Consider the following 24688-nt stretch of genomic DNA (forward strand, 5'->3'; position numbering starts at 1 on the left):
GGGAACCACTGATGACCCAAGAAACTGCCGCCGCCACTACCGACGCTGTCCTGGACCGCGAGGAGACCATCTCCCGTGACGAGCTCGAGGCGCTCCAGCTCAGCCGCCTGCAGCACACCGTGGCCTACGCCTATGACCGCGTCCCCCTGTACAAGCGCAAGTTCGACGAGGCCGGCGTCCACCCGGCGGACCTGCGTGAACTCTCCGACCTCGGCAAGTTCCCCTTCACCACCAAGGAGGACCTCCGCCTCGAGTACCCCTTCGGCATGTTCGCCGTGCCGCAGCACGAGGTCGCCCGGATCCACGCCAGCTCCGGCACGACGGGCCGCGCCACCGTGGTGGGCTACACGAAGAAGGACCTCGCCGACTGGGCCAAGCTTGTGGCCCGCTCGCTGCGCGCCTCCGGCGTCCGGCCCGGCATGAAGGTGCACAACGCTTACGGCTACGGCCTGTTCACCGGCGGCATGGGCGCCCACGCCGGCGCCGAGGCCCTCGGCTGCACCGTCATCCCGATCTCCGGCGGCCAGACCGAGCGCCAGATCACCCTCATCCAGGACTTCAAGCCCGACGCCATCCTGGCCACCCCCACGTACCTGCTGACCATTGCCGACGCCATGATCAAGCAGGGCATCGACCCGGCCTCCACGTCGCTGAAGTACGCGGTCCTGGGCGCCGAGCCGTGGACCGAGGAGATGCGGCACGAGCTCGAGACGACCATGAACCTCAAGGCCTGCGACATCTACGGCCTCTCCGAGGTCATGGGCCCGGGCGTCGCCGGCGAAGCCGTGGAAACGCAGGACGGCAGCCACATCTGGGAGGACCACTTCCGGCCCGAGATCATCGACGCCTTCGACCCCACCGTGGTGCTGGGCGACGGCGAACCCGGTGAGCTGGTGTTCACCTCGCTCACGAAGGAAGCCCTGCCGATCATCCGGTACCGCACCAAGGACCTCACGCGGCTCCTGCCGGGCACCGCACGGCCGGCACACCGCCGCATGGGCCGCATCACCGGCCGCAGCGACGACATGATCATCCTGCGCGGGGTGAACCTGTTCCCGTCCCAAATCGAGGAGATCGCCCTGCGCATCCCCGAGCTCAGCCCGCACTTCCAGCTGGAACTGACCCGGCCCGAGGGCCATCGGATGGACCAGATGACCGTCAAGATCGAGCGCCGCGACGCCGTCAGCGTCGAGGGCGCGGCGGCGGCTGCCAAGGCCCTGCAGCAGCAGATCAAGATCCACGTCGGTTCCTCCTGCACCGTCGACGTCGTCGACCCCGGCTCGCTGGAGCGGTCCAACGGCAAGCTGCGCCGGATCTACGACATGCGCCCCAAGGGCTGAGTGAGCACCAGATCGTGAGAAACTAGCCACTATGCCCAGCACAGCAACCACCACCAAGCGCGGCCGCCCCGGCTATGACCAGCAGTCGGTGCTGGTCATCGCCGTCGACGTCTTCAACCGCCACGGCTACGATGCCACCTCGATGGGTATCCTTGCTGAGAACCTGGGCATCTCCAAGTCCGCGATCTACCACCACGTCCCGTCCAAGGGTGACCTGCTGAAGCTAGCCCTGGACCACGCCCTGGGCGGGCTCGAGGCGATCCTGGACCAGCCCGGGGCAACCTCCGGTTCGGCCGATGCCCGGCTGGAGTTCGTGGTCCGCCAGACCATCTCGGTGCTGGTGGAGCGGCTGCCCTTCGTGACACTGCTGCTGCGCCTGCGCGGGAACACGGAGATCGAGCGGGATGCGTTGGAACGGCGCCGCACCTTCGACCACAAGGTCGCCGCACTGATTTCCGAGGCACGGGATGAGGGCTCGCTCCGCCAGGACATTGACCCCCGGACCGTCACCCGGCTGCTGTTCGGCACCATCAACTCGATCGTCGAGTGGTACAAGCCGGGCGGCTCGCTGTCCCCGGAGAAGCTGGCCGACGACGTCATCACCATGGCGTTCCACGGCCTACACGTCCCCCGCTGACCGCCTGCCGGCCGGCGGGTGGCCGGGTAAGTCGTTGACGGCAGGATAACGGACGCCCACCCTGTAGTCATGGCCACGAAGATATCTGACGTCCTCTTCAGCACGTTCCCCGATTTGCGTTACCAGCCCACCGCGAAGAGGGTCCGTGCCATGGTGGGCGGGCGTGCCGTCGTCGACACTCTGGGTGCGCTCTTGCTGTGGGAGCCCAAACGCATCACCCCTATCTACGCAGTTTCCGAAGGCGACCTCCGGGCCGAACTGGCGCCGCCGGGGCAGCAGGCGGGCGATGTCCCGGAACACGGCTTCAGAGTGAGCCGGGAGGGGCCGCGGGCACTGGATCCGCGCACGGGGTTCGGCAGGCACACGGCGGCCGGTGAGGAGCTCGACGTCGTCACTCCCCATGCGAGGTTGCCCCGAGCTGCCTTCCGGCCGGCGGACCCCGACCTCGCCGGCTACGTGGTGCTGGATTTCAACGCCTTCGACTGGCTCGAGGACGACGAGGAGATCATCGGCCACCCACGTGATCCGTTCCACCGTGTGGACATCCGGGCGTCCTCGCTCACCGTTGAGGTAGGGCTCGACGGCGTCACTCTCGCCGCGACGAACGGCGCGCAGCTGCTCTACGAAACCATGCTGCCGGTGCGCTACTACATTCCGCCGTCGGATGTGCGGCTGGATCTGATGGAAGAGAGCCCCAAACGGACCATCTGCCCGTATAAGGGCCAGGCGAGCTACTGGAGCTACCCTGCTTCCGGGCAGGGCAGGAACGTCGCGTGGAGCTATGACCGGCGGCTCCTCGACGCCGCCCAGATCCACGGACTTGTCAGTTTCTTCAATGAGAGAGTGGACATCACGGTGGACGGCGTCCGGCAGGAGCGCCCGGTCACGCCGTGGTCACGCCCGGACGGAGCGGGGGCACCCGGGGCACCTGGGGTATGAACCGCAGCGCTTTGGTTCTCTTTCACCCGCATTGGGTGACGACCGCCCCCCACTGGAAGGGTTAGCTTGGAGAACATCTGAAGGACCACCTCTATCGCTTGTGAGACCTCGCTAAAGGCTCCCGCCGTCTGGCGGAAGGAGGAGGGATGATGTTCTGCTCGTTGATCATCGGTGACCCGCGGTGTTGCCGGACCGGCACGCCGCCCCGAGTTGGAAAAAGGACATTCGGGGTCACCCGAATCGTCACAGCCGCGCCGGGTTGCCGGGAATGAGCGAGCCTGCCGCATCGCCGCCCAGTTTCGATCCGGCCGTCGTCATTCGTTCCAGGGCGTACATCTCTGCGCTCGTGCTGGCTGCGGTCTTGGGCGTTCCCATCTCGGTCATTGCGTACGGCTTTCTCGCTTTGGTCGCGGTGGTCCAGCAGTACGTCTTCGTCGGCCTGCCGGAACAAGTCCTCGGGGGTCCCGTTCCTGCCTGGTGGCCGGTTCCCTGGTTGGTGCTGTGTGGGCTGTTGACGGCGTCGACCATACGGTATCTGCCGGGAACCGCGGGCCACTCACCGGCTTTCGGATTCAAGACGGGCGGCGGTCCGCCCAGCGGCCGGGAGCTCGTGGGCATTATTCTCGCGGCACTGACCACGCTCAGCCTGGGTGCGGTGCTCGGGCCGGAGGGTCCGCTGATCGCGATCGGTGGCGGCCTCGGGGCGTTGGCGGTGCACCTGGCGAAGAAGGACGCTCCGCCGATGGCCCTGACGATCATGGCGTCGGCCGGCAGCTTCGCAGCGATCAGTACCCTGCTCGGATCCCCCGTGCTCGGTGCATTCCTGATCATGGAGGCCGCCGGGATCGGGGGAATGACGCTGAGCCTGATGGCGCTGCCCGGACTGCTCGCTTCCGGCGTCGGGGCGCTGGTGTTCGTCGGCCTGGACGGCTGGACCGGGCTGGGCAGCTTCTCGCTGGCGCTGCCCGTCGTGCCGCCTGCGGTGCCGCCGACCCTGGCGACGCTGGGCTGGGCGGTGATCATGGGCGTCGTCGGCGCGCTGTTGGGATGGTTGATCCGCTGGGTCGGGCTCTCGCTTCGTCCGGTCGTGCACCTGAACCGGATGTTGGTGACCTCTGGGCTCGGCCTGCTGATCGGTCTTGCCGCGATGGCCTACCAGTTGATCTCTGGGAACAGCTTCACGCAGGTCTTGTTCTCGGGGCAGGACGCCCTTCCGGATCTGGTCGAACATGCCACGGACTACTCGCTTTCGGCGCTCCTCCTGCTGATCTCTTGTAAGGCCTTTGCCTACGGGCTCTCGCTGAGCGCATTTCGTGGTGGGCCCGTGTTCCCTTCGATGTTCATCGGTGCGGCGCTCGGTATTGTCGCGAGCGGGTTGCCCGGAATGAATCTCGCGGCAGGACTCGGCATGGGCATGGGAGCCATGTGCGCAGCCATGCTGCGGCTGCCGTTGACGTCGACCCTGCTGGCCACGCTGCTGCTGGGAGTGGACGGTGTGGCGGTAACACCGCAGGTGGTGGTGGCTGTGGCGGTGGCCTTCGTGATCTCCAATGTGCTCCCGGTCCCGGGCCCGAAAGGGCCCGTGGCGCCTGACGCTGGCGGGAAGGTCCACCATCGGGCTGCCTCGAAGTCCGGCCATGCAAGTGAGATGTCGAGCGCGGGAGGTTCGACCGGACGGGACCGGTGGATCGCGTGGTTGTTCATCATTGGCTCGAGTCTGTTCGCCTTGGGGGCGGTTCCGTCATACGCCGAGGCCGTGGGATTGCGCTTGTGCGCGATCACCTTCTTCGTCGGTTCGCTGTTCTTCACCAGTGCGTCGTTCCTGCAGTACCGCGAAGCCGTTGACGCCCTCCCGTTCCTGGGGACCAAGCGCCGCCACTCGTTTTGGGTCTGGGCGCCACGGAATCTCGGCTGGCTCGCCTGCGCGGTTCAACTTGCCGGCACGCTGTGGTTCAACTGGAGTACGGGAAACGCATTGCGGGTCAATCTCAGTGTGGCGCTGACCGAGCAGCGGGTGTGGCGACCCGATGCGCTGGGTTCAGTCGCCTTCCTCGTCGCCAGCGGTGTGGCGTTGCGGGATGCCGGTCGCGCCATTGCCGGCAGGCCCAGGCCCCGGGTGTGGAAGATCGGCGTGATCAACCTGGCCGGCTCTGTTGCGTTCGGCGTCTCGGCTCTGGCGGCCTTTGTCATACCGTCGAGCGGCGCTGTCTGGAACGCCGACCTGGCCACTCTCGGCACCCTCGTAGGAGCCCTGTGCTTCCTCACCGGCGCGATTCTGATGCTGAGTCCAGAATCCGCCGCCGTCTCGGTTCCCGCGGACCGGGGAGCTCGTCCGTAACCCCCTTTCAACAGTCTCTTGAGGAGAAGTGATGTCAATAAATTCCCAGCCGGCGGACGCCGACGTGGCACTGTTCGGCAACCGATTTGTCACCCAGGAGGTTCCGAGCCGGGAGTTCCCGGAGACCGGCATTCCTGCTGAGGACGCTTTGCGGCTGGTGTCGGAGGACCTGGCGCTGGAGGGTGATCCGGCCCGGAACCTGGCGACCTTCGTAACGACATGGATGGAGCCGCAGGCCCAGCAGATCATCGCAGCGAACCTGCACCGCAATTTCATCGACCACGCCGAATATCCCCGCACGGCCGAAATCGAGCAGCGCTGCATTCGGATGCTCGCAGACCTTTTCCACGCGCCCGGCGAGACGACGGGCGCCCGGACCCAGGGATCGTCCGAGGCGATCATGCTCGGCGGCCTGTCCCTGAAGTGGAACTGGCGCAAACGCCGCGAGGCCGCCGGCGCATCGACGTCGAGCCCTAACCTGGTGTTCGGCGGCGACGTGCATGTTGTGTGGGAGAAGTTCTGCCGCTACTTCGACGTCGAGCCGCGGATCGTGCCCCTGCAGCCGGGGAAGTACACGATCGGCCCGGAGGACGTGGAGGCCCATATCGATGAGAACACCATCGGCGTCGCAGCCGTGCTGGGCACGACGTTCACCGGGCACAAAGACGACATCGCCGGCATCAACGACCTGCTGGTCCGGGTCAAGGGTGAGCGGGGCCTTGATGTGCCGCTGCACGTGGACGGGGCCAGTGGGGGGTTTGTCTGGCCCTTCCTGTACCCGGACTCCAAGTGGGACTTCCGGCTCGAGCAGGTCCGCTCGATCAATGTCTCCGGACACAAGTTCGGACTGGTCTATCCCGGCATCGGCTGGCTGATCTTCCGGGAGAAGGCCGACCTGGCCAAGGACCTTGTTTTTGAGGAGAACTACCTCGGCAAGACCGACTCGACGTTCACCCTGAACTTCTCCACCGGCTCGTCGATGGTTCTCGCCCAGTACTACAACTTCGTGCGCTACGGCCGCGCCGGCTACACCTACATCATGCAGAACATGCAGTCCAACGCCCGCGCCCTCGCCGAGAAGTTGGAGGCCATGGGCCGGTTCGAGATCATCGGCCCCGACGAGGAGCAACTTCCCCTGGTTGCGTTCCGGCTCGCCGCCGACCCCGGGTACGACGAGTTCGACATTGCCTGGCAGCTCTCGGCCGAACGCGGCTGGATGGTGCCGGCCTACACCCTGCCGCCGAACGCCCAGAACGTGACGATCATGCGTGCGCTGGTCAAGGAAACGATGAGCCGCGAGCACGTCGACACGCTCGCCCGGGATATCGAGGAGGCGTGCTCAACGCTGGCGAAGAAGGGCGGCGCGCACGAATCCGAACGAAAGAAGATCGTCACCGGACCCGGGCATTGACTGGGTGGCGCCAACAATGAGCGCGGCGCAGGAACGGTCGGTTATTTCTTCTCCCTGACTGCGGCCGCTGCCGTCTCGCGCTGGGTGGCGGCCCAGCTGGCGAGGACTTTCAGGGCGTCCTCGGAGGGTGTCCCGGGATCTGCCGTGTAGACGTTGATGCGCAGCCCCGGGTCCGCGGGCAGTTCCAGTGCCTCGAAGCTCAGGTCCAGGTCCCCCACGATCGGGTGGTGGAGCCGTTTGCGGCCGGTGCGGTGGTACTTCACGTCGTGCCTCGCCCACCGGGTGCGGAACTCCTCGCTGCGGGTCGAAAGCTCTCCGACCAGGTCCGAGAGGTCCCTGTCGTAGGGGTTTTTCCCGGCGGTGGACCTCAGGACCGCGACGATGTCGTCCGCGCTGCGTTCCCAATCGGCGAAGAACTCCCGCGCTTTCGGGTTCAGGAAGGTGAACCGTGCACTGTTCGGCGGAGTCACCTGCTCAGCCATCATGTCCAGGTAGAGGGCACGGCCGAGTTCGTTGGCGGCAAGGACATCCCCGCGGTCGTTGCGGACCCAGGCCGGCGCCGTCGTGATCGCATCAATGACGCGTTGCACGCTCGGCCGCACCGTCTGCGGGCTGCGCTTTCGCCGCACCCGGGGAGCGGCCGTGGCCGCGCGGGCCAGGTCAAAAAGGTGGGCCGTCTCGGCGTCGTCAAGCTTCAGTGCCCGGCAGAGGGCTTCAAGGACGCTGTCCGAGGCGCCGGAGAGGTTTCCGCGCTCAAGGCGTATGTAGTAATCGATGCTCATCCCGGCGAGCATCGCGACTTCCTCGCGGCGCAGCCCGGTAACGCGGCGGTTTCCGCCGTAGACCGGGAGGCCGGCCTCCTCTGGCGTGATCCTGGCACGGCGGGAGGTCAGGAATTTCCGCACGTCGTCGCTGTGTGTCATGGCCTCCACGCTACCCGCGGCCTATGCGACGAGGGAGGCACTGGCATTACCCGGAACGTCCGTGACTCCCCGCCGTTGAGAAATCACGGTTCCATGGAAAACATGAATCCTGAACCCGCAGCTACTGGCCGCCCGGCGGCGATCCTGGCGATCATCCTCGCCAGCTACTTCATGATCCTGCTGGACAACTCGGTCATCTTCACGGCCCTGCCGAGCCTGCAGGCCGATCTCCAGCTGGGTACCGGGGAGCTTTCCTGGGTCCAGGACGCGTACACGCTGGTCTTCGGCGGCCTGCTGCTTCTCGGCGCCCGGGCCGGCGACCTCCTCGGCCGCCGGCGTGTCTTCGTGTTCGGGCTGGTGGTGTTCTCGGTCGCGTCCCTGCTGATCGGGCTGGCCCCGGCGGGCTGGTGGGCGATCGCCGGCCGGGCGATCCAGGGCATCGGGGCGGCGATCGTCGCGCCCGCCTCCCTGTCCCTGCTCACGGCGAGCTTCCCGGAAGGCCGTGAGCGCACGCGGGCCGTGGCGTTATACGGCGCGACCGCAGGGATGGGTGCCAGCCTGGGACTGGTCATCGGCGGGGCGCTGGCCCACTGGATCTCCTGGCGTGCCGGGTTCTTCGTCAACGTACCCATCGGCGCCGCGATGATCGCACTCGCTCCGCGGTTCCTCCCGGAAACCGGCAGGGCCCGCGGCCGCTTCGACCTGTTCGGCGCGCTCAGCGCGACCCTGGGTGTCGGCGCCCTCGTGTTCGGCATCATCAACACCGCCGACGCGGGCTGGGCCTCCCCGGCCACCTGCCTCGGGCTGGGCATCGCGGTCGCGGCCGCAGCCACTGTCCCGGCCGCCGGCGCTGCCGCAGCGCACCTGGCCACGCAGGTCAGCGCTGCCCTCACCACGGGCAGTGTCCTCCTGCTCCTGGCCCTGGCTGTCACCGCGGCCCTCATTCTGCCCGCTGATCTGGCCGCCCGCCGGGCCCGGACACCGCTCGGGGCCGCACCCGCACCCCTGGCCGAGGCCGCCCGCTGACCTGTCAACATCCGAAAAGGGGGTACTCACGTGCCCTCCCACAATCCCGCACACCTGAATACCGTGAAAGGCATGAACATGGAACTTACTCTCAATAACGGCGTCACGATGCCCGCCCTCGGACTGGGCGTCTTCCAAAGCGCACCGGAGCAAACGACGGCGGCCGTCGAAACGGCGCTGGCGGCCGGCTACCGGCACATCGACACTGCCGCGGCGTACGGCAACGAGCGGGAGGTCGGTGAGGGCATCCGCAACTCGGGCCTGGACCGTTCCGACGTGTTCATCGAGACCAAAGTCTGGGTCAGCGACTACGGGTATGACCAGACGCTGCAAGCCTGGGAGAAGGCTGTTGGCAAGCTGGGCGTCGACTACCTGGACCTGTTCATCCTGCATCAGCCCGCCCCCGACCGCTTCGAAAGAACTGTCGGCGCGTACAAGGCACTGGAGACCCTGCTTGCTGACGGGCGCGTCCGGGCGATCGGTGTCAGCAACTTCATGCCGCACCACCTGGTGCAGTTGCTGGCGGCCACAGACGTCGTCCCGGCGGTGAACCAGATTGAGCTGCACCCGTACTTCGCCCAGCCCGCCGTCCAGGCAAAGGACACCGAACACGGCATCCTTACCCAGGCGTGGTCACCGATCGGAGGCATCACTTTTTACCCCGGATGGGGCGAGAAGCGCAGGAACGTGATGGAAGACCCGACTATCACCGGCATCGGACAAACACACGGAAAAAGCCCCGCCCAGATAATGATCCGCTGGCACCTGCAGCAGGGCCGCTCAGCCATCCCGAAGTCGACCAACCCCGCACGCATCGCGGAGAACTTCGACGTCTTCGACTTCGAACTCGGCGCCGACGAACTCGCCGCCATCGACGCACTCGACACCGGCGTGCGCAACGGACCGGATCCCGACGAGGCCCGCGAAGAACGCTTCGCCATGGTCATCCCCGAAGCCTGAGACAGAGAGAAGGCACCATCATGGAATACCGTCCCCTTGGCCGCACCGGCGTGCGGGTCAGTCCCTTATGCCTCGGCGCGATGATGTTCGGCCCCTGGGGCAACAATGACACCGCGGACTCCATTCGAATCATCCACCGCGCCCTCGACGCGGGAATCAACTTCATCGACACCGCCGATGTCTACTCCGGCGGGGGATCCGAGGAAATCGTAGGGCAGGCACTGGAAGGCCGGCGTGAGGACGTGTTCCTCGCCACGAAGTTCTTCATGCCCATGAGCGAGGACGATCCCAACCAGCGGGGTGGATCCCGCCGCTGGATCATGCGGGCGGTCGAAGACTCCCTTCGCCGCTTGAACACCGATTACATCGACCTCTACCAGGTGCACCGGCCCAGCCCGGATACCGACGTCGAGGAGACTCTCGGCGCCCTCACCGACCTGGTCCGCCAAGGGAAGGTGCGGTACGTCGGCTCCTCGTCGTATTCCGGGTCGCAGATCGTGGAAGCCCAATGGGCATCCCGGGAACGCAACCTCGAGCGGTTTGTCACCGAGCAGCCGCCGTACTCGATCCTGGTCCGCGGTATCGAGGAGGACATCCTTCCCACGGTGCAGCGCCACGGTATGGGCACCCTGACCTACAGCCCGCTCAGCGGCGGCTGGCTCTCCGGGCGCTGGCGTAAAAACGCAGCCTCCGCGCCCACCTCAACCGCGCGGCCGAACGCCCGGTTCGACATGACGAGCCCGGCCAACCAGCGCAAGCTCGACATCGTAGAAGAACTCGCCCGCCTCGCTGAACAAGCCGGGCTGACGCTCATCGAACTGGCCATCGCCTTCGTGATCAACCACCCCGGCGTCACGGCCGCCATCGTGGGACCGCGCACCATGGAACAGCTCGAGTCTTACCTGCCCGCCGCGGACATCACCTTGGCCAGCGACGTGCTGGACCGCATCGACCAGCTCGTCGCACCCGGCGTTACCGTCAACCCGGACGACAACAGCTATGGCGCCAACGAACTCACGCCCCTGGCGCGGCGACGCAAACAACTGTGACCAACGAGGCGGTTGAAGCCCTGCATGAAGCCCTGTGCAGCAATTCCAGTTTCCACTGAAAGAAGGAAAATCATGACTGACCAACCCCAACAGATCGGCGGAGGCCGGAACATGTTCGGAGACTTCGCCCCGAAGCTCGCCGAGCTCACCGACGACGTCCTGTTCGCGGACGTCTGGAACCGCCCGGAGCTTCCGGCCCGTGACCGCAGCCTCATCACCGTCGCCGTACTCACCGCCGGCGGCAACACCGAACAGCTCGGCTTCCACCTTGGCCGCGCCCTCGAGAACGGCGTCACCCGGGAAGAACTCATCGAAGCCATCACCCATGTCACGCTCTACGCAGGCTGGCCCAAGGGCATGGCCGCCATGGGCGTCGCCAAGCGACTCTTCACCGAGAGCGAGTAAGGATCACCATGAACATCGAACCCACTGTCCCCACTGCGAAGAACCCGCCGGCCCGGTTCGCCGGCGACGTCTGGCTCGATCCGATCGCGCTCCCGCACGAGCCGGATCAGACGATGGTGGTAGCGACCGTCCGTTTTGCGCCCGGGGCCCGCACCGCCTGGCACTCCCACGAACGCGGCCAGTACCTCCGCGTCACCCAGGGTGTTGGCCGGTTCGGAACCCGGGACGGCAAGATCGTCGAAGTCCACCCCGGCCAGACGCTCTACACGCCGCCCGGCGAGGAGCACTGGCACGCGGCCGCCCCTGGCTGCTTCATGGAACATATCGCCATGCTCCAGAACGGCGAGGACGCAGCGACGACCACCACGTGGGGCGAGCACATCACCGACGACGAGTACAACGGAAGCTGACCAGCCCGCGCCACCGGAAGGCGGCGAGGCGCCCTGGATGACGGCGGGCAACAGAAAAGGGCGCCCCGCTGAGCCGGAGCGCCCGAAAATCCGCCGTTGCCCGCCGTTTAGAGCTGGTAATCAGCTGCCGTGGTGATGTTCTCGTGCACGCACAGAACATTGTGCTCGGAGTCCATGAACCAGGCGCACTTCTCTGAATCCGTTGTACAAATATGGTTCTCGGTCTTGAGGTCCGGGCGATCGTAGTCCTGGAACATGACGCCCTTGGCTTCCATTTCCTGGACCGTGCGCTCGATCTCGCTGACTTCGAAGCTCAGGGTGGTGTGCTCTGAATGCATTCCATCCTTGACTGGCATCAGCTGCAGCATTGGACCGCCTTCTGAGCCGAACAATTCGCTTCCGTCATCTGCCACGCCACGGTGCGGGAGCCCCAAAGTGTCCGCGTAGAAATGCCGGGCACGCTCTGCATCATCAACTGGCAGGACTGTTGTGGCTTTATTGAGTACTAGGGTCATTTCGCCACCTCCTACGAGCAAGATTTTACGCCGGAGCGGGGTCGAAAGCCCCTACAAATTGTGCCTCCGAACAAGCAACGCTCCCCCACTCGCGGCAGAACAACAGCGGACGCTCCCGCACTAGTGAGGGAGCGTCCGCGCTGGACCCGCAGGACGTGAGGGAGCGTCGGGTGAGGCTACTTCTCGACGAGGGTCAGGACGTCGTAAGTCGCGACGATTTCGTCGTTCTGGTTGGTCAGGACGGCGTCCCAGGCCACCTCGCCGTACTCGTCGGTCTCGCGCGGGGTGATCTTCTTGGCCGTCAGGGTCACGCGGATGGAATCGCCCGCGGCCACCGGGGTGATGAACCGCAGGTTCTCCAAGCCGTAGTTGGCCAGGACCGGGCCCGGTGCAGGCTCCACGAACAGGCCGGCGGCCCAGCTGAGCAGAAGGTAGCCGTGCGCCACGATGCCCGGGAAGAAGGGGTTGGCCGCGGCAGCTTCCTGGTTGGTGTGGGCGTAGAAGGTGTCGCCGGTGGAGTTCGCGAACTTGGTGATTTCCTCCAACGAGACCTCGCGCAGCTCCGAGCGGATGGCGTCGCCGATGTGCAGGGTGGCGAGGGATTTCCGGAACGGGTGCTGGCCCTCGGTCTCGAGCGTGAAGTTGCGGTCCGCTCCGGTGTGCCAGAGCCCGGTGACGGCGGTGAGCATGTTCGGCGAGCCCTGGATGGCGGTGCGCTGCATGTGGTGCATCACCGAGCGGATGCCGCCGAGCTCTTCGCCGCCGCCGGCGCGGCCGGGACCGCCGTGGACCAGGTGCGGGACCGGGGAGCCGTGGCCGGTGGAGCTGCGGGCGTCCTCGCGGTTGAGCATGAGCACGCGGCCGTGGTGGGCCGCGATGCCGGTGACCAGCTGCTGGGCCACGGCGGGATCGTTCGTGCAGACCGTGGCGACCAGCGAGCCGCCGCCGCGGGCGGCGAGGCGGACGGCGTCGGCCAGGTCCGTGTAGCCGATCACCGAAGACACCGGGCCGAATGCCTCGAGCGAGTGGACCTCCTCGGCTTCCGGGTTGGCCCAGCTCAGCAGGACCGGGGACATGAAGGCGCCGCCGTCGACGACGCCGATGCTGCCGTCCGCGCTGGTGACCTTGGGCGCGTCGAGCGTGCCGTAGGCGAGCTCCCCGCCGGCGTCGAGCATGGACTGTACGGCGGCGCGCACGTCGGCGAGCTGCTCGAGGGAGGCCAGGGCGCCCATGGTGACGCCCTCGGCGCGGGGATCACCGAGCACGACGCGTTCGCGGATGCGGTCCCCCACGGCGGCGGTGACGTCGGCGACGAGTTCCTGCGGCACGATCGCGCGGCGGATCGACGTGCATTTCTGGCCGGCCTTGGCGGTCATCTCGGTGACGAGGGACTTGATGAAAGCGTCGAATTCCGGTGTGCCCTTGACCGCATCCGGGCCCAGGATCGCGGCATTCAGGGAGTCGGTCTCGGACGTGAAGCGGACCCCGCCCTTGACCACATTGGGGTGCGACTTGAGCGTGTTGGCGGTCGACGCGGAGCCGGTGAAGGCCACGAGGTCGCGGTAGTCCAGGTGGTCCAGCAGCGTGCGGACCGAGCCGGAAATCAGCTGCAGCGAGCCGGTGGGCAGGATGCCGGATTCGTCGATCGCCTTGACCACGGCGGCGGCCACGTACCCGGTGGGGGTGGCGGGCTTGACGATGGTGGGGACGCCGGCGAGGAAGGCCGGGGCAAGCTTCTCCAGCATGCCCCAGACCGGGAAGTTGAAGGCGTTAATCTGCACGGCGACGCCGGGGATGCGGGTGTAGATGTGCTCACCGGCGAACGAGCCGTCGCGGGACAGCACCTCCATGGGGCCATCCACCACCACCTGGGAGTTGGGCAGCTCCCGGCGGCCCTTGGACCCGAAGGTGAACAGGACGCCGATGCCGCCGTCGATGTCGATCATGGAGTCGATCTTGGTGGCGCCGGTCTGCGCCGAGAGCGCGTAGAACTCCTCGCGGCGGCCGTTGAGGTACTGCGCCAGTTCCTTGAGCTTGAGCGCGCGCTGGTGGAAGGTCAGCGTGCCAAGTTCCGTCTGGCCGGTGGTGCGGCCGTAATCCACGACGGCGGCGAGGTCGAGTCCCTCGGTGCTCACCTTCGCCAGGAGCTCGCCGGTGCTGGCGTCCAGTACCGGCGCCGCGCCGGCGGCGGCGGCGTCGTCGGGAGTCCACCAGGAACCCCGGATGAAACTGGGAACGATCTCGACAGTGTCTACTGCGGGTGCGGCTGTGGTGGTCATCGTTGACGGGTCCTTCCAACGGGGGAGCAAGATCAACACGGCCGGAACATTACTGACCGTCCGTTCGGTAATATAATCTACAGTACATGAATGAGGCCTGCCGCACACTAGCCGCGGCGGCACCGACCGTCCGGGACCCGGCGGCCGGCAACAAAGGAGACGCTATGACGCCCGAGACCGGCAGCACCGAGTTGTGGAAAATCACCCTGGGGGAACTCGATGAGAAGATGGGCGTGAAGATCGTCGAGGAGTCAGTGGACCGCGTGGTCGCGACCATGCCGGTGGAGGGCAACCGGCAGTCGTTCGGGCTCCTGCACGGCGGCGCCTCACTGGCCGTGGGCGAGGCCGTGGGGTCCTGGGCCGCCGTCATCCACGCCAGCACCCTGGGCAAGACGGCGGTGGGCGTCGACGTCTCGGCCACGCACCACAAGTCGGCCCGCGAGGGACTGATCACGATCACGGCCACCCCTATCCATCTGGGCGGCACACTGACCACCCACGAGGTGCTGATCACGAACGAGACCGGCCAGCGAATCTGCACGCTGCGGATCACCAACCTGCTGCTGGACCGCAAGGCCTGACTTCTGCCCCGCCCCTCGGAGTCGCCGGAACCGTGCGGGTTCGCCGTATCTTTCCGGCGACCCGGGAGCTTTCCGGCGAACTCGGGCCGAGGGCGTGAGCACCCGGGCGTGAGCACCCGCCTACACCGGACCCCGCCCCCGCTGTAGGGCCGATCGGCCCGGAAGGCACGGTGCCGCGGCTGTTAGCTTGGAAGTGCTGAGTCGCCCGGCACCGCCGGGTATCACCGGTCTCACCGGAAGGGATCCACCATGCTCTCAGACACCTCACTTCCCGTCATTCAGGCAACGCTGCCCGTAGTCGGTGAGCACATCGAGGAAATCGCCAAGCGCTTCTACAAACATATGTTCGAGGCGCAGCCGGATCTCCTGGACGGGCTCTTCAACCGGGGAAACCAGGCGGACGGCCGCCAGCAGCAGGCGCTCGCCGGATCCATCGCGGCCTTCGCCGGCATGCTCGTAGAGAAACCGGACCAGGTGCCGGACCATCTGCTCTCCCGGGTGGCCCACAAACACGTCTCGCTGGGACTAAGCCCGGACCAGTACCAGATTGTCCACGACCACCTCATGTGGGCGATCGTGGATGTTCTGGGCGATGCCGTCACTCCCGAGGTCGCCGCCGCCTGGGACGAGGTCTACTGGCTGATGGCGAACCTGCTTATCAACAAGGAGCGCGGGCTGTACAACGCAGTGCACCTCTCCCCCGAGACCATTTGGCGGACGTGGCGGGTTGTGCAGCGGATCCAGGAGACCGCCGACGTCGTCTCGTTCGTCGTCGAGCGGACCGACGAACGGGACGTCAAGCCGTCCCTGCCCGGGCAGTACGTGACCCTCAAGATGACCATGCCCGACGGCGTACAGCAGCCCCGGCAATACAGCCTGACCAAGGCCGATGACGGCCAGCACCGGCAGTTCGCCGTCAAGAGGGTCCACGGGCTTCCGACTCCCGACGGCGAGATGTCCAGTCTGCTCCACAATGAAGTGCAGGTAGGCGACGAGGTGGTGCTCTCGGCTCCGTTCGGCGACGTTGTGCTGGAGTACACGGACAGGCCCCTGGTCATGGCCAGCGCGGGAATCGGCATCACGCCCATGGCCGGGATGCTCTCCCACCTGGTGCAGTCCGGTTCACGACGCCAGGTGATGCTGCTGCATGCCGACGACAGCGAGGCATCCTTCCCGCTCCGCGCGCAGGTGAGGGAAGATCTCGCGAAACTCGCGGACGGGACCCTGAAGACGTGGTTCCTGACTCCCGCGGAGGCAGCGGGGACCGGTGAGGCGGGCGAAACCGGCGAGGCGCGCGAGACCGGCGGGGCGCGCGAGACCGGCGGGGCGTCCGGTTCCGTGCTCTCCGGTTTCATGGACGTCAGCGACGTCGAACTCCCGGACGACGCCGAGTACTACCTCTGCGGCCCCCTGCCGTTCCTGAAGTCGGTTCGGAGCGCCTTGATTGCCGGTGGCGTCCCCGCCAAGGACATTCAGTACGAGGTATTCGGCCCGGATCTCTGGCTGGCTGACTTCCAGTAACCCGCGGCTCGCTGTTTCCTCCCGAACGCCCGGATTCGCCCAAAACTTGCGGGGTCGCCGTAGCCGTACGGCGACCCCGCGGCTTTCCGGCGAGCCCGGGCTTGGAGCCCCCGGCTAACGCACCGCCCGGCGCCGGCCGAACGCCACGAAGGCCGCGCCGAGCAGCAGGACACCGGCGCCGAGACCCGCCAAGGGCAGGAGCCCGCCTGCGCCCGTGCTCGCTAGCTGGCCTGTGGTGCCCGACGTGTTGCCTGGTGCCGTGTTGCCTGGTGCCGTGTTGTCCGGTGCTGTGCCGCCCATAATGACGGAGGTGTCCGACGGCGGGGCGGGAGCTTGCACCGGTTTGACCGGTCCGGCGGGAGCCCCGGCCGGGTTGGCGGGCTGTTGCGGGACTGCCGGCTGGCCAGGCGTTGACGGCTGCACGGATCCCGGTGTCCCGGCTGGCGGGCCGGCCGGAGTTTCCCCGGAAACGGGCGCGGCGTCGACGCTGAACGCCACGGCGGCCGGCGGCGATGCGACGCCGTCAATGGTTTGCGTCACGGTCAAGGTGTGCGCACCGGCGGCCAGTTCCGCGGGGAACGTGACACTCCACCGGGCACTGCCGGCCAAGGTCTGCGCGGTCCCGGGCTCGAGCGCGGCATTGCCCGCTCCGAAACCGGAACCGGCCTGCACGGAGTCCACGGCCACCCCGTCCACAGCCACGGCCACGCCGGCACCTCGAAGGGCCGTGCCAAAGATGGTGGCTGGCAGGGCGTCCTGTCGCAGGTGTTGGCCGTCCCTGAGGTTCGACACCGCCGGAGCCGGCGGAATGACGGTGTAGGTGCGGGTCGCCGCGGGACTGTCCATTTCTCCGTTGGCCGTGAGCACTGCCGTGACCGAAATTTTTCCGAAGACCGGCTGATCGGCCACGTTAATGCTCCAGCGGCCGTCTGCGTCGACGAGCCCGGTCCCGGTGAAGTCGCCGGAGAGCCGCACCGTGCCTCCGGCTTCTCCGGTGCCCTCGATGGTTTCGATGGCGGTGAGTCCCGGGCCGTCCGGCTGGCCGTCCACCGGTGAGGTGATGGCCGGAGCCGCGAGGCGGGAGACATCGACGGACAGGGCGACGGCGCCGGAGCCGCTGAAGCCGTTCACGGTCTCAGCCGAGAACTTGAAGGGCCCGGCCAACGACGGTGCAGGGAACTGCCAGTTTCCCGACGCGTCGACCGGTACTTCCAGGGGCTGGCCGTCCTTCTGGCCCGAGGTCTGGCCTGGTTTCTGGTTCAGGACGGTGATGCTGACCTTGGAATTCGGAGCCACCACGGAGGCCGGGCCGGCATCGATGTGCCCGGTAATCGGCTCACCGGCCGTGACGGTTCCGGTGGAGGCCGCAGCGAGCGCTGGCTTGGCCAGGAACAGTTGCAGCTGGACACCGCCGGGGACCTGGCCCATGGCGTCCTCGAGGCTGGTCGCGATGGCCCGCGTCTGGACGCCCTGGTCGGTACTTTCCGCCCCCGTGTGCAGCCCGACGGCGAAGTTCCCGCTGATCCACGGGCCGCCGGAGTCCCCGCCGCCGGAGGTGACGGACGTTGAGTCGAAGCCCCGGACGGCCCGGAGATCGTTGTCATAATCGGGCGGTAGTGAATTTGGCCCAACCATGGCCCAGATGCCGACCGAGTCCACCGTGCCGCATCTCCACCCGGTGGTCCGGCCGGACCGGCACACGGGCTGGCCCTGGAAAGGAGCCACTGTTCCCACAATCTTCACGGACGTCGGCCCCGGGTCGGCGGGCTTGTCCCATCGGGTGACGGCGGGCTGGAGGTCCAGGCCGCTCCTGATGCCGTGGAGGACGGCGATGTCCGTGCCGACGTTGGTGCCGTCCGGCGCAACTTTGGAATTGCCGGTGCCGCCGAACTGGCTGAACCCGAAGGTGCCCAGGATCCCGGCGGCCGCGCCAGAACCTGCACCCCCGGCCGCTGGCGCACCTGCCGGATTTTCGATCTCGGCCTGCTTCGCGGAGCCGTCACCGGCGCAGTGCCCGGCGGTCAGGACCAGAGGCTCGCCCGCGGGGCTGAAGGCCCCGAACCCGGCCGAGCACAGGGCTAGGCCGTCAACGATGTAGCCCTCGCCGCCAAAGTAGTCCTCCTCGGTGGTGATCCGGGATCCTTGTTCCAGCGTCACGTTGGCGTAGCGGGCCACGAATTCGGCCGCGGACATCTTCGGCACCGTGCCCGGAGCTTTCGCCGGCTGCACACCCGCGCCGGAGGCGGGAACAACGGAGGCGGGAACTGCGGCCGGAAGGGCGGGAAGGGCGTCGGCAGCCGGAACGGACTGCGCCGTGTTGGTGCCGCCGGTGCGGATGACAAAGTGGCCGTCTGTGTAGGTGACAGCCTGCAGCCCGGCGGCCCCGACCTCGCGGACATAGGCCTCGAACAGTTGCTGGGTGCTGGAGGCCAGCAGCTCCGCGGCTGACGGGACAGCGGCGGCGGCCGCGGGGGCGGCAAGCAGGAAGTCGGCCGGGCCGGACCCGTTCAGTTCGGCCACGCGGGCACGGAGTTCGGCGCCGCTGCCTTCAACCGCGATTTTGCCTCCGGCGAGGCTGATCCCCACATAGCCGGGAAGCGCGCGCAGGGAGGGCGCGGCGTCGGCGGCCCGGCGGGCAAGCGCACCGGCGGCGTCGAATTCCGCGAGGGTCATGCCAAGGTCCCGCCGCACGGCCTCCGCGAGGCCGGAATCGCTGATCGGCGTCGCGGACGGCACCGGAGTAGAACCGGCCAAAGGCGCGTCAGCCGGCACCGGGACCGCTGTCGGGACCGCAGACGCAGGCGGCACCGGGACCGCCGTCGAGACCGGCACCGGGACCGGGACCGCCGTCGAAACCGGCGTCGCGATCGCCGACGCAGCCGGCGCCGGGTCTGCAGGGACTGGGGCGGGGGCGTTGGCTTCGGCCATGGCCGGGACCGCGGTCAGCGCAAAGGCAGGCATGGTACCGGCAAGCGCAATCGCGAGGGCAGCGGCGGCCCGCACCATCGGCTGGAACTTCGGAGTCTTCACTGGCCTACCCTAACTGCGCCCACCCTATCGGCCGAGCTTTCCGAGGATGGCCGCGAGTTCCGGGGTCGTCACGCCGTGGCGGAAGAGGTAGTCCGCGGTGTTGAGGGAGCGGACAAATTGCAGCAGGCTCTTGCCCCGGGATTCCAGCAGGGGCACCAGCACGTTCTCAGGCAAGAAACGCTCGTGGGGATGCGGGACGGCGGCGTGCCGGAGGTGCTCGTTGATGCCCCGCATGGAGCGCTGGTAGCCGCTCACGATGGCCTCGTCGCTGTCACCGGCGAGGTCCTGGAGCATCGCGGCGATCATGCCGCTCCGGTCCCGCCCCGCGGAGCAATGGATGACCACACCGCCCTCCGCGGCGGCCACCGCCTTGAAGACCCGGGCCAGCAGGTGCGGGAACAGCCTGGCGTTGTCCGCATAACAGGCGGGGTCGTTCAGGTACGGCACGCAGAGCTCGCGGAATTCGCGGTTATCCGGGTCGTCGGTGGGGGCCAGGACGACGTCGAAACCGGCCAGGGCCCCAGCCCGCACCGGCGGATCGGTCTCCCGACGCCGGATTTCGGCTTCGTTGCGGAGGTCGATGACGGTCCGGATGCCCCGGCGGTGCACCTGCCGCCAGCCTGACTCGGTGAGCCACTCCCGCCGTCCCATGCGGAACACGTCCCCGGCCACGTGCCACGCGTTGACGGCCCCCTCCCACTCCACGGTTCCGGGCACCGCCTGCCCCTTGGCTTGGCCCAGGGGCGCTGCAGGAATCATCATCCAGAAAGCTAAGCACACGCACCAGCGCGATCCGCGGCAGGATTCACAAACGTTATACACAATGGGACCATTGGCATGGTGCGGGGTTAACGCTTCGCAACACGTTTTTCACGGCACGGGCGCTGAACCCAGGGTGCCACTGAGGAGAACACCATGGGACCTCTGAAACTTCGGACCGCTCTGGCGGCCGGTCTCGCCGCCCTGGCCATGGCGGCCGGTGTGGCGGCGGTACCGGCGGAGGCGGCGGACAGGACCCGGTACGTCGCGCTCGGAGACTCCTATGCCGCCGGGCTGGGGGCGGGGCCGTACCTGGATGATTGCTACCGCAGCGAGAACAGCTATTCCGAACTCGCTGCCCACACGAAGACCATCAAACTCGTCGCCAACGCGGCCTGCAGCGGCAAGACGACCCAGGACGTCGTCAACACCCAGCTCAGGCGGCTGACCAGGACCACCGGGCTCGTCACCATCACCGCCGGCGGCAACAACCTCCGGTTTGCGGAAATCCTCGCCTCGTGCGGCGCCGCCATGGTCAATCCCGCTGCGGGGCCGCTGTGCGATGCAGCCAGTGCCTACGCCGAGGGCCAGATCTCCAGCCATCGGCTGTCCAGCGACGTGACAGCGATGATCCAGCGCGTGAAGGCTGCGGCCCCCAACGCCAAGGTTGTAGTGACGGGCTACCCCTACCTCTACGATCCGGTCGCGCCCGGCCAGGCTGATCCGATGTCCCGGTTCATCTACAAGGCCACGGTCCTGGCGGACGGCCTGAACGGCTCCATCGCCGCCGCCGCCCGGGCCACCGGAGCTGAGTACGTCGATGTGCGGGCCGCTTTCGCAGGTCACGGCGTGAACTCTGCGGCCCCGTGGATCAATTTCAGCCGTACGGCCCTCGCCAGTCCCGAAAACTTCCACCCGAACGCCCGGGGATACGAGGCGTACTTCGCATCGCTTAACGGGGCCAAGGCCTACTCGGCACGCTAGCGCCGCTTGGCCAGCCGGGATTCGAGGGAGTTCCGGACCATCGGCCATTCATGTTCCAGGATGGAATACACCACGGTGTCCCGCAGCGCCCCGTCGGCGCTGCGCGTGTGGCTGCGGAGCACGCCGTCCTGTTTGGCCCCCAGCCGCGTGATCGCCTCGCGGGACTGGTGGTTGAGCCAGTGCGTCCGGAACTCGACGGCGGGGCAGCCCAGCGTCTCGAAGGCGTGCCGCAGCAGCAGCAACTTGGAGTCCGGGTTGCTGCCGCTGCCATGCGCGGACGCCGCGTTCCAGGTGGAGCCGATCTCCACCCGGGGCGTGGCGGCGTCGATGTTCATGTAGGTGGTCATGCCGATCACCCGGCCCGGCCCGCCCGTGGCGGGGTCCAGCAGCCGCGTGGTGAAGGGCAGCATGGCGCCGCTGTCCCGCAGGGCCAGGCGACGCTCAATCTCGGCGGCCATGTGCTGCGGGGCGGGCACGCTGGTGTACCAGAGGTGCCACAGCTCGCCGTCGCGTGCCGCCTCGACAAGGCCGTCATGGTGGTCCTGGCTCAGCGGCTCAAGGACGACGTACTTGCCGGTCAGGGTGATGGGCGCAATCGCGGGGCGGTCCAGGGAGGTCACCGCACCATCCTAGGGGCAGGCACGAATGCCGGTCACTTGGTCCAGTCGAAGAAGCCCTTGCCGGACTTGCGGCCCAGTTCGCCGCGGGCGACCTTGTCGCGGAGGATCTGCGGCGGAGCGAAACGGTCACCAAGCGTGGACTGCAAGTACTCCGCGATGCCGAGGCGCACGTCCAGGCCCACAATGTCGGTGGTCCGCAGCGGTCCCGTGGGGTGCTTGTAGCCCAGCACCATGGCGTTGTCGATGTCTTCCGCGGTGGCCACGCCCTCTTCCACCATGCGCATCGCTTCGAGGGCGATCGCGACGCCCAGCCTGGAGGAGGCGAAGCCGGGCGCGTCGTTGACCACGACGGCGGTCTTGCCGAGCGCCTCGACCCACCCGCGGGCGGCCTGGGCCAGGGCGCCGGAAGTCTGCTCGCCGAGGACCACCTCGATGAGCGTCGACGCCGGCACCGGGTTGAAGAAGTGCAGGCCCAGGAAGTTCTGCGGCCGCTTCAGTTCGCGGGCCAGACCGTTGACGGAGAGCGAGGACGTGTTGGAGGCGAGGTAGGCGCCGTCGGCGAGCCGTTCCTCGATGCCGCGCAGCGCGGTGATCTTCAGGTCCCAGTCCTCCGGAACGGCCTCGACCACAAGCTGCCGGCCGACGAAGTCGTCGTAGTCCACGGTGACCTCGAGCCGGGAAACGATCTCGTCCAGGTTGCCGTCCACGGCGCCGCGCTCAATGCTCTTGGCGGCGGCGGACTCGACCCGCTCCCGGGCGGCCTCGGCCGACGCCTCGTCGCGCTCGACGACCACGACGTTGGCTCCGTTGATCAGGAAGGCGTGGGCGATGCCTGCGCCCATGCGGCCGCCACCGAGGACTCCCACGGAGTGGGGAAGGTTGCTGTTGGGAAGATCACTGGCGGGAAGGTTGGCGGGGAGTGCGGAGTTGCCCATGTCTATTTCTGCTTCCCTGATTCTTTGGCTGACTTCTTTTCTGATTTCTTATCCAGAAAAGCCTGCATACGGTCGAACTTGGCCTGGGATTCGAAGAGGATCCCCTGTGCCAGCTGGTCAATGAGGGGATGCGCCTCGGCCGGGGCATGGAACACGGATTTGGTGATGCGGACGGCGAGCGGATCCTGCGTGGCAATCCGGTCGGCGACGCTGTGGGCAGCGGCCATCAGATCGGACGGTTCATGGATTTCGGTGATGAGATTGACCGCGAGGGCACGTTCTGCGCGCAGCACGGAACCGGCGAGCAGCATTTCCTTGGCGACGGGCTCCCCCACGAGTTCCTTGAGGCGCCAGCTGGCGCCGGCGGCGGCCAGGATGCCGAGTCCGGTTTCGGGATTGCCGATCCGGACGGACGGGGTGCCGATCCGGAAGTCGGCGGCGTACGCCAGTTCGGCGCCGCCGCCCAGGCAGAAGCCGTCCAGTGCCGCGATGACGGGCATCGGCAGCTTGGCAATCCGGACGAAAATGGTGGAATTGATGCCCTGCAGGGCATCGTCGCGGCGGCGTTCGCGCAGCTGGCCGATGTCGGCGCCGGAGGCGAACACCCCGTCAGTGCCGGCGATGATGAGGACTTTGGGGTGCCGCTCGAGATGGGCGCAGACGGTGTGGAGTTCATCGACCATCTGCTGGTCGATCGCGTTGCGGACCTCGGGGCGGTTGAGCACCACCACCACGCGGTCCTCGCGCTCTTCGACCAGGAGCGTGCCGAAGCCAGCCGGGTCGAGGGCCGGGGCCGCCACTAGACGCGCTCCAGCAGCATGGCCGTGCCCTGGCCGACGCCGATGCACATGGTGGCGAGGCCGATTTTGGCGTTTTCGCGTTCCATCCGGCCCAGCAGTGTGATGGCGATCCGGGAACCGGAGGACCCCAGCGGGTGGCCCAGGGAGATCGCGCCGCCGTCGCGGTTCACGATCTCCGGGTCGAGGCCGAGCCGGCGCATGCTGGCCAGGGACTGGGTCGCGAACGCCTCGTTGAGCTCGACGGCGCCGAGGTCCTCGACGCTGAGCCCGGAACGGGCGAGCACCTTCTGGGTGGCCGGGACCGGGCCGATGCCCATGATCTCGGGCTCGCAGCCGGCTGAGGCGCCGTCGATGATGCGGGCGCGGGCCGTGAGGCCAAGCTTCTGGATCGCGGCCTCCGAGGCAACGATGATGGCGGAGGCGCCGTCGTTGAGGGTGGAGGAGTTGCCGGCGGTGACGATCGAGCCGCCCTTGACTACCGGCCGGAGCCCGGCGAGGACGTCCATGGTGGTGCCGGCGCGGGGGCCCTCATCGGTGTCCACCACGGTCTCGCCCTTGCGGGTCTTGACGGTCACGGGGACGATTTCCTCGGCGAAGCGGCCGGCGGCGATGGCGGCCAGGGCGCGTTCGTGGGAGCGGACGGCGAAGGCGTCGGCGTCCTCCCGCGAGATGCCGTCAACCCGCCCCACTTCTTCTGCCGTCTCCGGCATGGAGTAGGTCATTTTGCCGTCCCGGGACAGCTCGCCCTTGGTGAACTGGGGGTTGACGAAACGCCAGCCGATGGAGGTGTCGAAGATTTCGCCCGGTTTGGCGAAGGCGGTCCGGGGTTTTTCCTGGACCCAGGGGGCGCGGCTCATGGATTCGACGCCGCCGGCGATCACGATGTCCGCGGCACCGGACTTGATCATGTGGCTGGCCATGATGATGGCGCTGAGCCCGGAGGCGCAGAGCCGGTTCACGGTGATGCCGGAGATGTGGAGGGGCAGCCCGGCAAGGAGGGTGGCCATGCGGGCCACGTTGCGGTTCTCTTCGCCGGCACCGTTGGCGTTGCCGAGGATGACCTCGTCGATGGTGTCCGGATCGATGCCGGCGCGGGCCACAGCCTCGCGGACTACCAGTGCGGCCAGGTCATCGGGGCGGACTGCGGAGAGGGCGCCGCCGTAGCGGCCCACGGGAGTGCGGGCGCCGCCAACAAGAAAAGCCTCGACCATGAGAACATCCTTCAC

Annotated in this window: 22 protein-coding genes; 13 read left to right on the forward strand and 9 right to left on the reverse strand. The window is 67.5% G+C overall.

Going from position 1 to position 24688, the window contains the following annotated elements:
* Positions 1 to 11: 11 nt before the first annotated feature.
* From paaK to ARTB_RS19140, 5 genes are all read left to right on the forward strand, one after another.
* The gene (gene paaK, locus ARTB_RS19120) at positions 12 to 1340 is read left to right on the forward strand and encodes a phenylacetate--CoA ligase PaaK (protein ID WP_243181913.1); all 1329 of its coding nucleotides are present in this window, start codon (positions 12 to 14) and stop codon (positions 1338 to 1340) included.
* Between the two features lie 31 nt (positions 1341 to 1371).
* On the forward strand, positions 1372 to 1977 hold the full coding sequence (locus tag ARTB_RS19125; RefSeq protein WP_028276376.1) for a TetR/AcrR family transcriptional regulator: 606 nt from the start codon (positions 1372 to 1374) through the stop codon (positions 1975 to 1977).
* Between the two features lie 69 nt (positions 1978 to 2046).
* Complete coding sequence (locus ARTB_RS19130; RefSeq protein ID WP_243181914.1) at positions 2047 to 2916, forward strand: DUF427 domain-containing protein; 870 nt, start codon at positions 2047 to 2049, stop codon at positions 2914 to 2916.
* 268 nt (positions 2917 to 3184) lie between these two features.
* Entirely contained in the window at positions 3185 to 5254 is a 2070-nt protein-coding gene (locus ARTB_RS19135) for a chloride channel protein (protein ID WP_243181915.1), read from the forward strand.
* A gap of 31 nt (positions 5255 to 5285) precedes the next feature.
* A complete protein-coding gene (locus ARTB_RS19140) occupies positions 5286 to 6665 on the forward strand; it encodes a glutamate decarboxylase (protein ID WP_243181916.1) in 1380 nt (459 codons plus the stop codon).
* 41 nt (positions 6666 to 6706) lie between these two features.
* Here the strand turns inward: ARTB_RS19140 and ARTB_RS19145 are convergent, their stop codons facing one another.
* Positions 6707 to 7588, reverse strand: coding sequence for a helix-turn-helix transcriptional regulator (locus ARTB_RS19145; RefSeq protein ID WP_243181917.1), 882 nt, complete (start codon positions 7586 to 7588; stop codon positions 6707 to 6709).
* 102 nt (positions 7589 to 7690) lie between these two features.
* Here ARTB_RS19145 and ARTB_RS19150 point away from each other — a divergent pair, with 102 nt between their 5' ends.
* The 5 genes from ARTB_RS19150 (at position 7691) to ARTB_RS19170 (ending at position 11438) form a co-directional block, all read left to right on the forward strand.
* Positions 7691 to 8614 carry an MFS transporter gene (locus ARTB_RS19150; RefSeq protein ID WP_243181918.1) on the forward strand — a complete coding sequence of 308 codons (924 nt, stop codon included), beginning with the start codon at positions 7691 to 7693 and terminating at the stop codon, positions 8612 to 8614.
* Positions 8615 to 8692: 78 nt separating this feature from the next.
* Positions 8693 to 9574: an aldo/keto reductase gene (locus ARTB_RS19155; protein WP_243181919.1), complete on the forward strand. Its 882-nt coding sequence runs from the start codon at positions 8693 to 8695 to the stop codon at positions 9572 to 9574.
* Positions 9575 to 9594: 20 nt separating this feature from the next.
* Positions 9595 to 10623 (forward strand): aldo/keto reductase, encoded by a 1029-nt coding sequence (locus tag ARTB_RS19160; RefSeq protein ID WP_243181920.1) that lies wholly within the window; start codon positions 9595 to 9597, stop codon positions 10621 to 10623.
* A gap of 72 nt (positions 10624 to 10695) precedes the next feature.
* On the forward strand, positions 10696 to 11028 hold the full coding sequence (locus ARTB_RS19165; protein ID WP_243181921.1) for a carboxymuconolactone decarboxylase family protein: 333 nt from the start codon (positions 10696 to 10698) through the stop codon (positions 11026 to 11028).
* A gap of 8 nt (positions 11029 to 11036) precedes the next feature.
* Entirely contained in the window at positions 11037 to 11438 is a 402-nt protein-coding gene (locus tag ARTB_RS19170; protein WP_243181922.1) for a (R)-mandelonitrile lyase, read from the forward strand.
* Between the two features lie 107 nt (positions 11439 to 11545).
* On the opposite strand, the gene ARTB_RS21875 is transcribed toward ARTB_RS19170, so the two are convergent.
* Positions 11546 to 11953: a VOC family protein gene (locus ARTB_RS21875; RefSeq protein ID WP_243181923.1), complete on the reverse strand. Its 408-nt coding sequence runs from the start codon at positions 11951 to 11953 to the stop codon at positions 11546 to 11548.
* Between the two features lie 176 nt (positions 11954 to 12129).
* Positions 12130 to 14232 (reverse strand): phenylacetic acid degradation bifunctional protein PaaZ, encoded by a 2103-nt coding sequence (gene paaZ / locus ARTB_RS19180; RefSeq protein WP_243181924.1) that lies wholly within the window; start codon positions 14230 to 14232, stop codon positions 12130 to 12132.
* 164 nt (positions 14233 to 14396) lie between these two features.
* Here paaZ and ARTB_RS19185 point away from each other — a divergent pair, with 164 nt between their 5' ends.
* Together ARTB_RS19185 and ARTB_RS19190 are read left to right on the forward strand one after the other, a co-directional pair.
* The gene (locus ARTB_RS19185; RefSeq protein WP_223913660.1) at positions 14397 to 14813 is read left to right on the forward strand and encodes a PaaI family thioesterase; all 417 of its coding nucleotides are present in this window, start codon (positions 14397 to 14399) and stop codon (positions 14811 to 14813) included.
* Between the two features lie 249 nt (positions 14814 to 15062).
* Positions 15063 to 16334, forward strand: a complete 1272-nt coding sequence (locus ARTB_RS19190) for a globin domain-containing protein (protein ID WP_243181925.1) — start codon at positions 15063 to 15065, stop codon at positions 16332 to 16334.
* 114 nt (positions 16335 to 16448) lie between these two features.
* On the opposite strand, the gene ARTB_RS19195 is transcribed toward ARTB_RS19190, so the two are convergent.
* Together ARTB_RS19195 and ARTB_RS19200 are read right to left on the reverse strand one after the other, a co-directional pair.
* On the reverse strand, positions 16449 to 19364 hold the full coding sequence (locus ARTB_RS19195) for a S1 family peptidase (RefSeq protein ID WP_243181926.1): 2916 nt from the start codon (positions 19362 to 19364) through the stop codon (positions 16449 to 16451).
* A 24-nt stretch (positions 19365 to 19388) separates the two neighbouring features.
* Complete coding sequence (locus ARTB_RS19200) at positions 19389 to 20126, reverse strand: tyrosine-protein phosphatase (protein ID WP_243181927.1); 738 nt, start codon at positions 20124 to 20126, stop codon at positions 19389 to 19391.
* 153 nt (positions 20127 to 20279) lie between these two features.
* On the opposite strand from ARTB_RS19200, the gene ARTB_RS19205 reads away from it, so the two are divergent.
* The gene (locus ARTB_RS19205) at positions 20280 to 21107 is read left to right on the forward strand and encodes an SGNH/GDSL hydrolase family protein (protein ID WP_243181928.1); all 828 of its coding nucleotides are present in this window, start codon (positions 20280 to 20282) and stop codon (positions 21105 to 21107) included.
* Here ARTB_RS19205 and ARTB_RS19210 read toward each other — a convergent pair.
* From ARTB_RS19210 to ARTB_RS19225, 4 genes are read right to left on the reverse strand one after another with little or no spacing between them, the layout of a single operon-like run.
* Complete coding sequence (locus ARTB_RS19210) at positions 21104 to 21727, reverse strand: GNAT family N-acetyltransferase (protein ID WP_243181929.1); 624 nt, start codon at positions 21725 to 21727, stop codon at positions 21104 to 21106. The genes ARTB_RS19205 and ARTB_RS19210 overlap by 4 nt on opposite strands.
* A gap of 32 nt (positions 21728 to 21759) precedes the next feature.
* A complete protein-coding gene (locus ARTB_RS19215; RefSeq protein ID WP_243181930.1) occupies positions 21760 to 22662 on the reverse strand; it encodes a 3-hydroxyacyl-CoA dehydrogenase family protein in 903 nt (300 codons plus the stop codon).
* 2 nt (positions 22663 to 22664) lie between these two features.
* Complete coding sequence (locus ARTB_RS19220; protein ID WP_243181931.1) at positions 22665 to 23462, reverse strand: enoyl-CoA hydratase/isomerase family protein; 798 nt, start codon at positions 23460 to 23462, stop codon at positions 22665 to 22667.
* Positions 23462 to 24673 carry a thiolase family protein gene (locus ARTB_RS19225; protein WP_243181932.1) on the reverse strand — a complete coding sequence of 404 codons (1212 nt, stop codon included), beginning with the start codon at positions 24671 to 24673 and terminating at the stop codon, positions 23462 to 23464. Before ARTB_RS19225 ends, ARTB_RS19220 begins: the two co-directional genes overlap by 1 nt.
* Between the last annotated feature and the right edge of the window lie 15 nt (positions 24674 to 24688).

The sequence above is a fragment of the Arthrobacter humicola genome (genome assembly GCF_022803015.1).
In the GTDB taxonomy this organism is placed as follows: Bacteria; Actinomycetota; Actinomycetes; order Actinomycetales; family Micrococcaceae; genus Arthrobacter; species Arthrobacter humicola_A.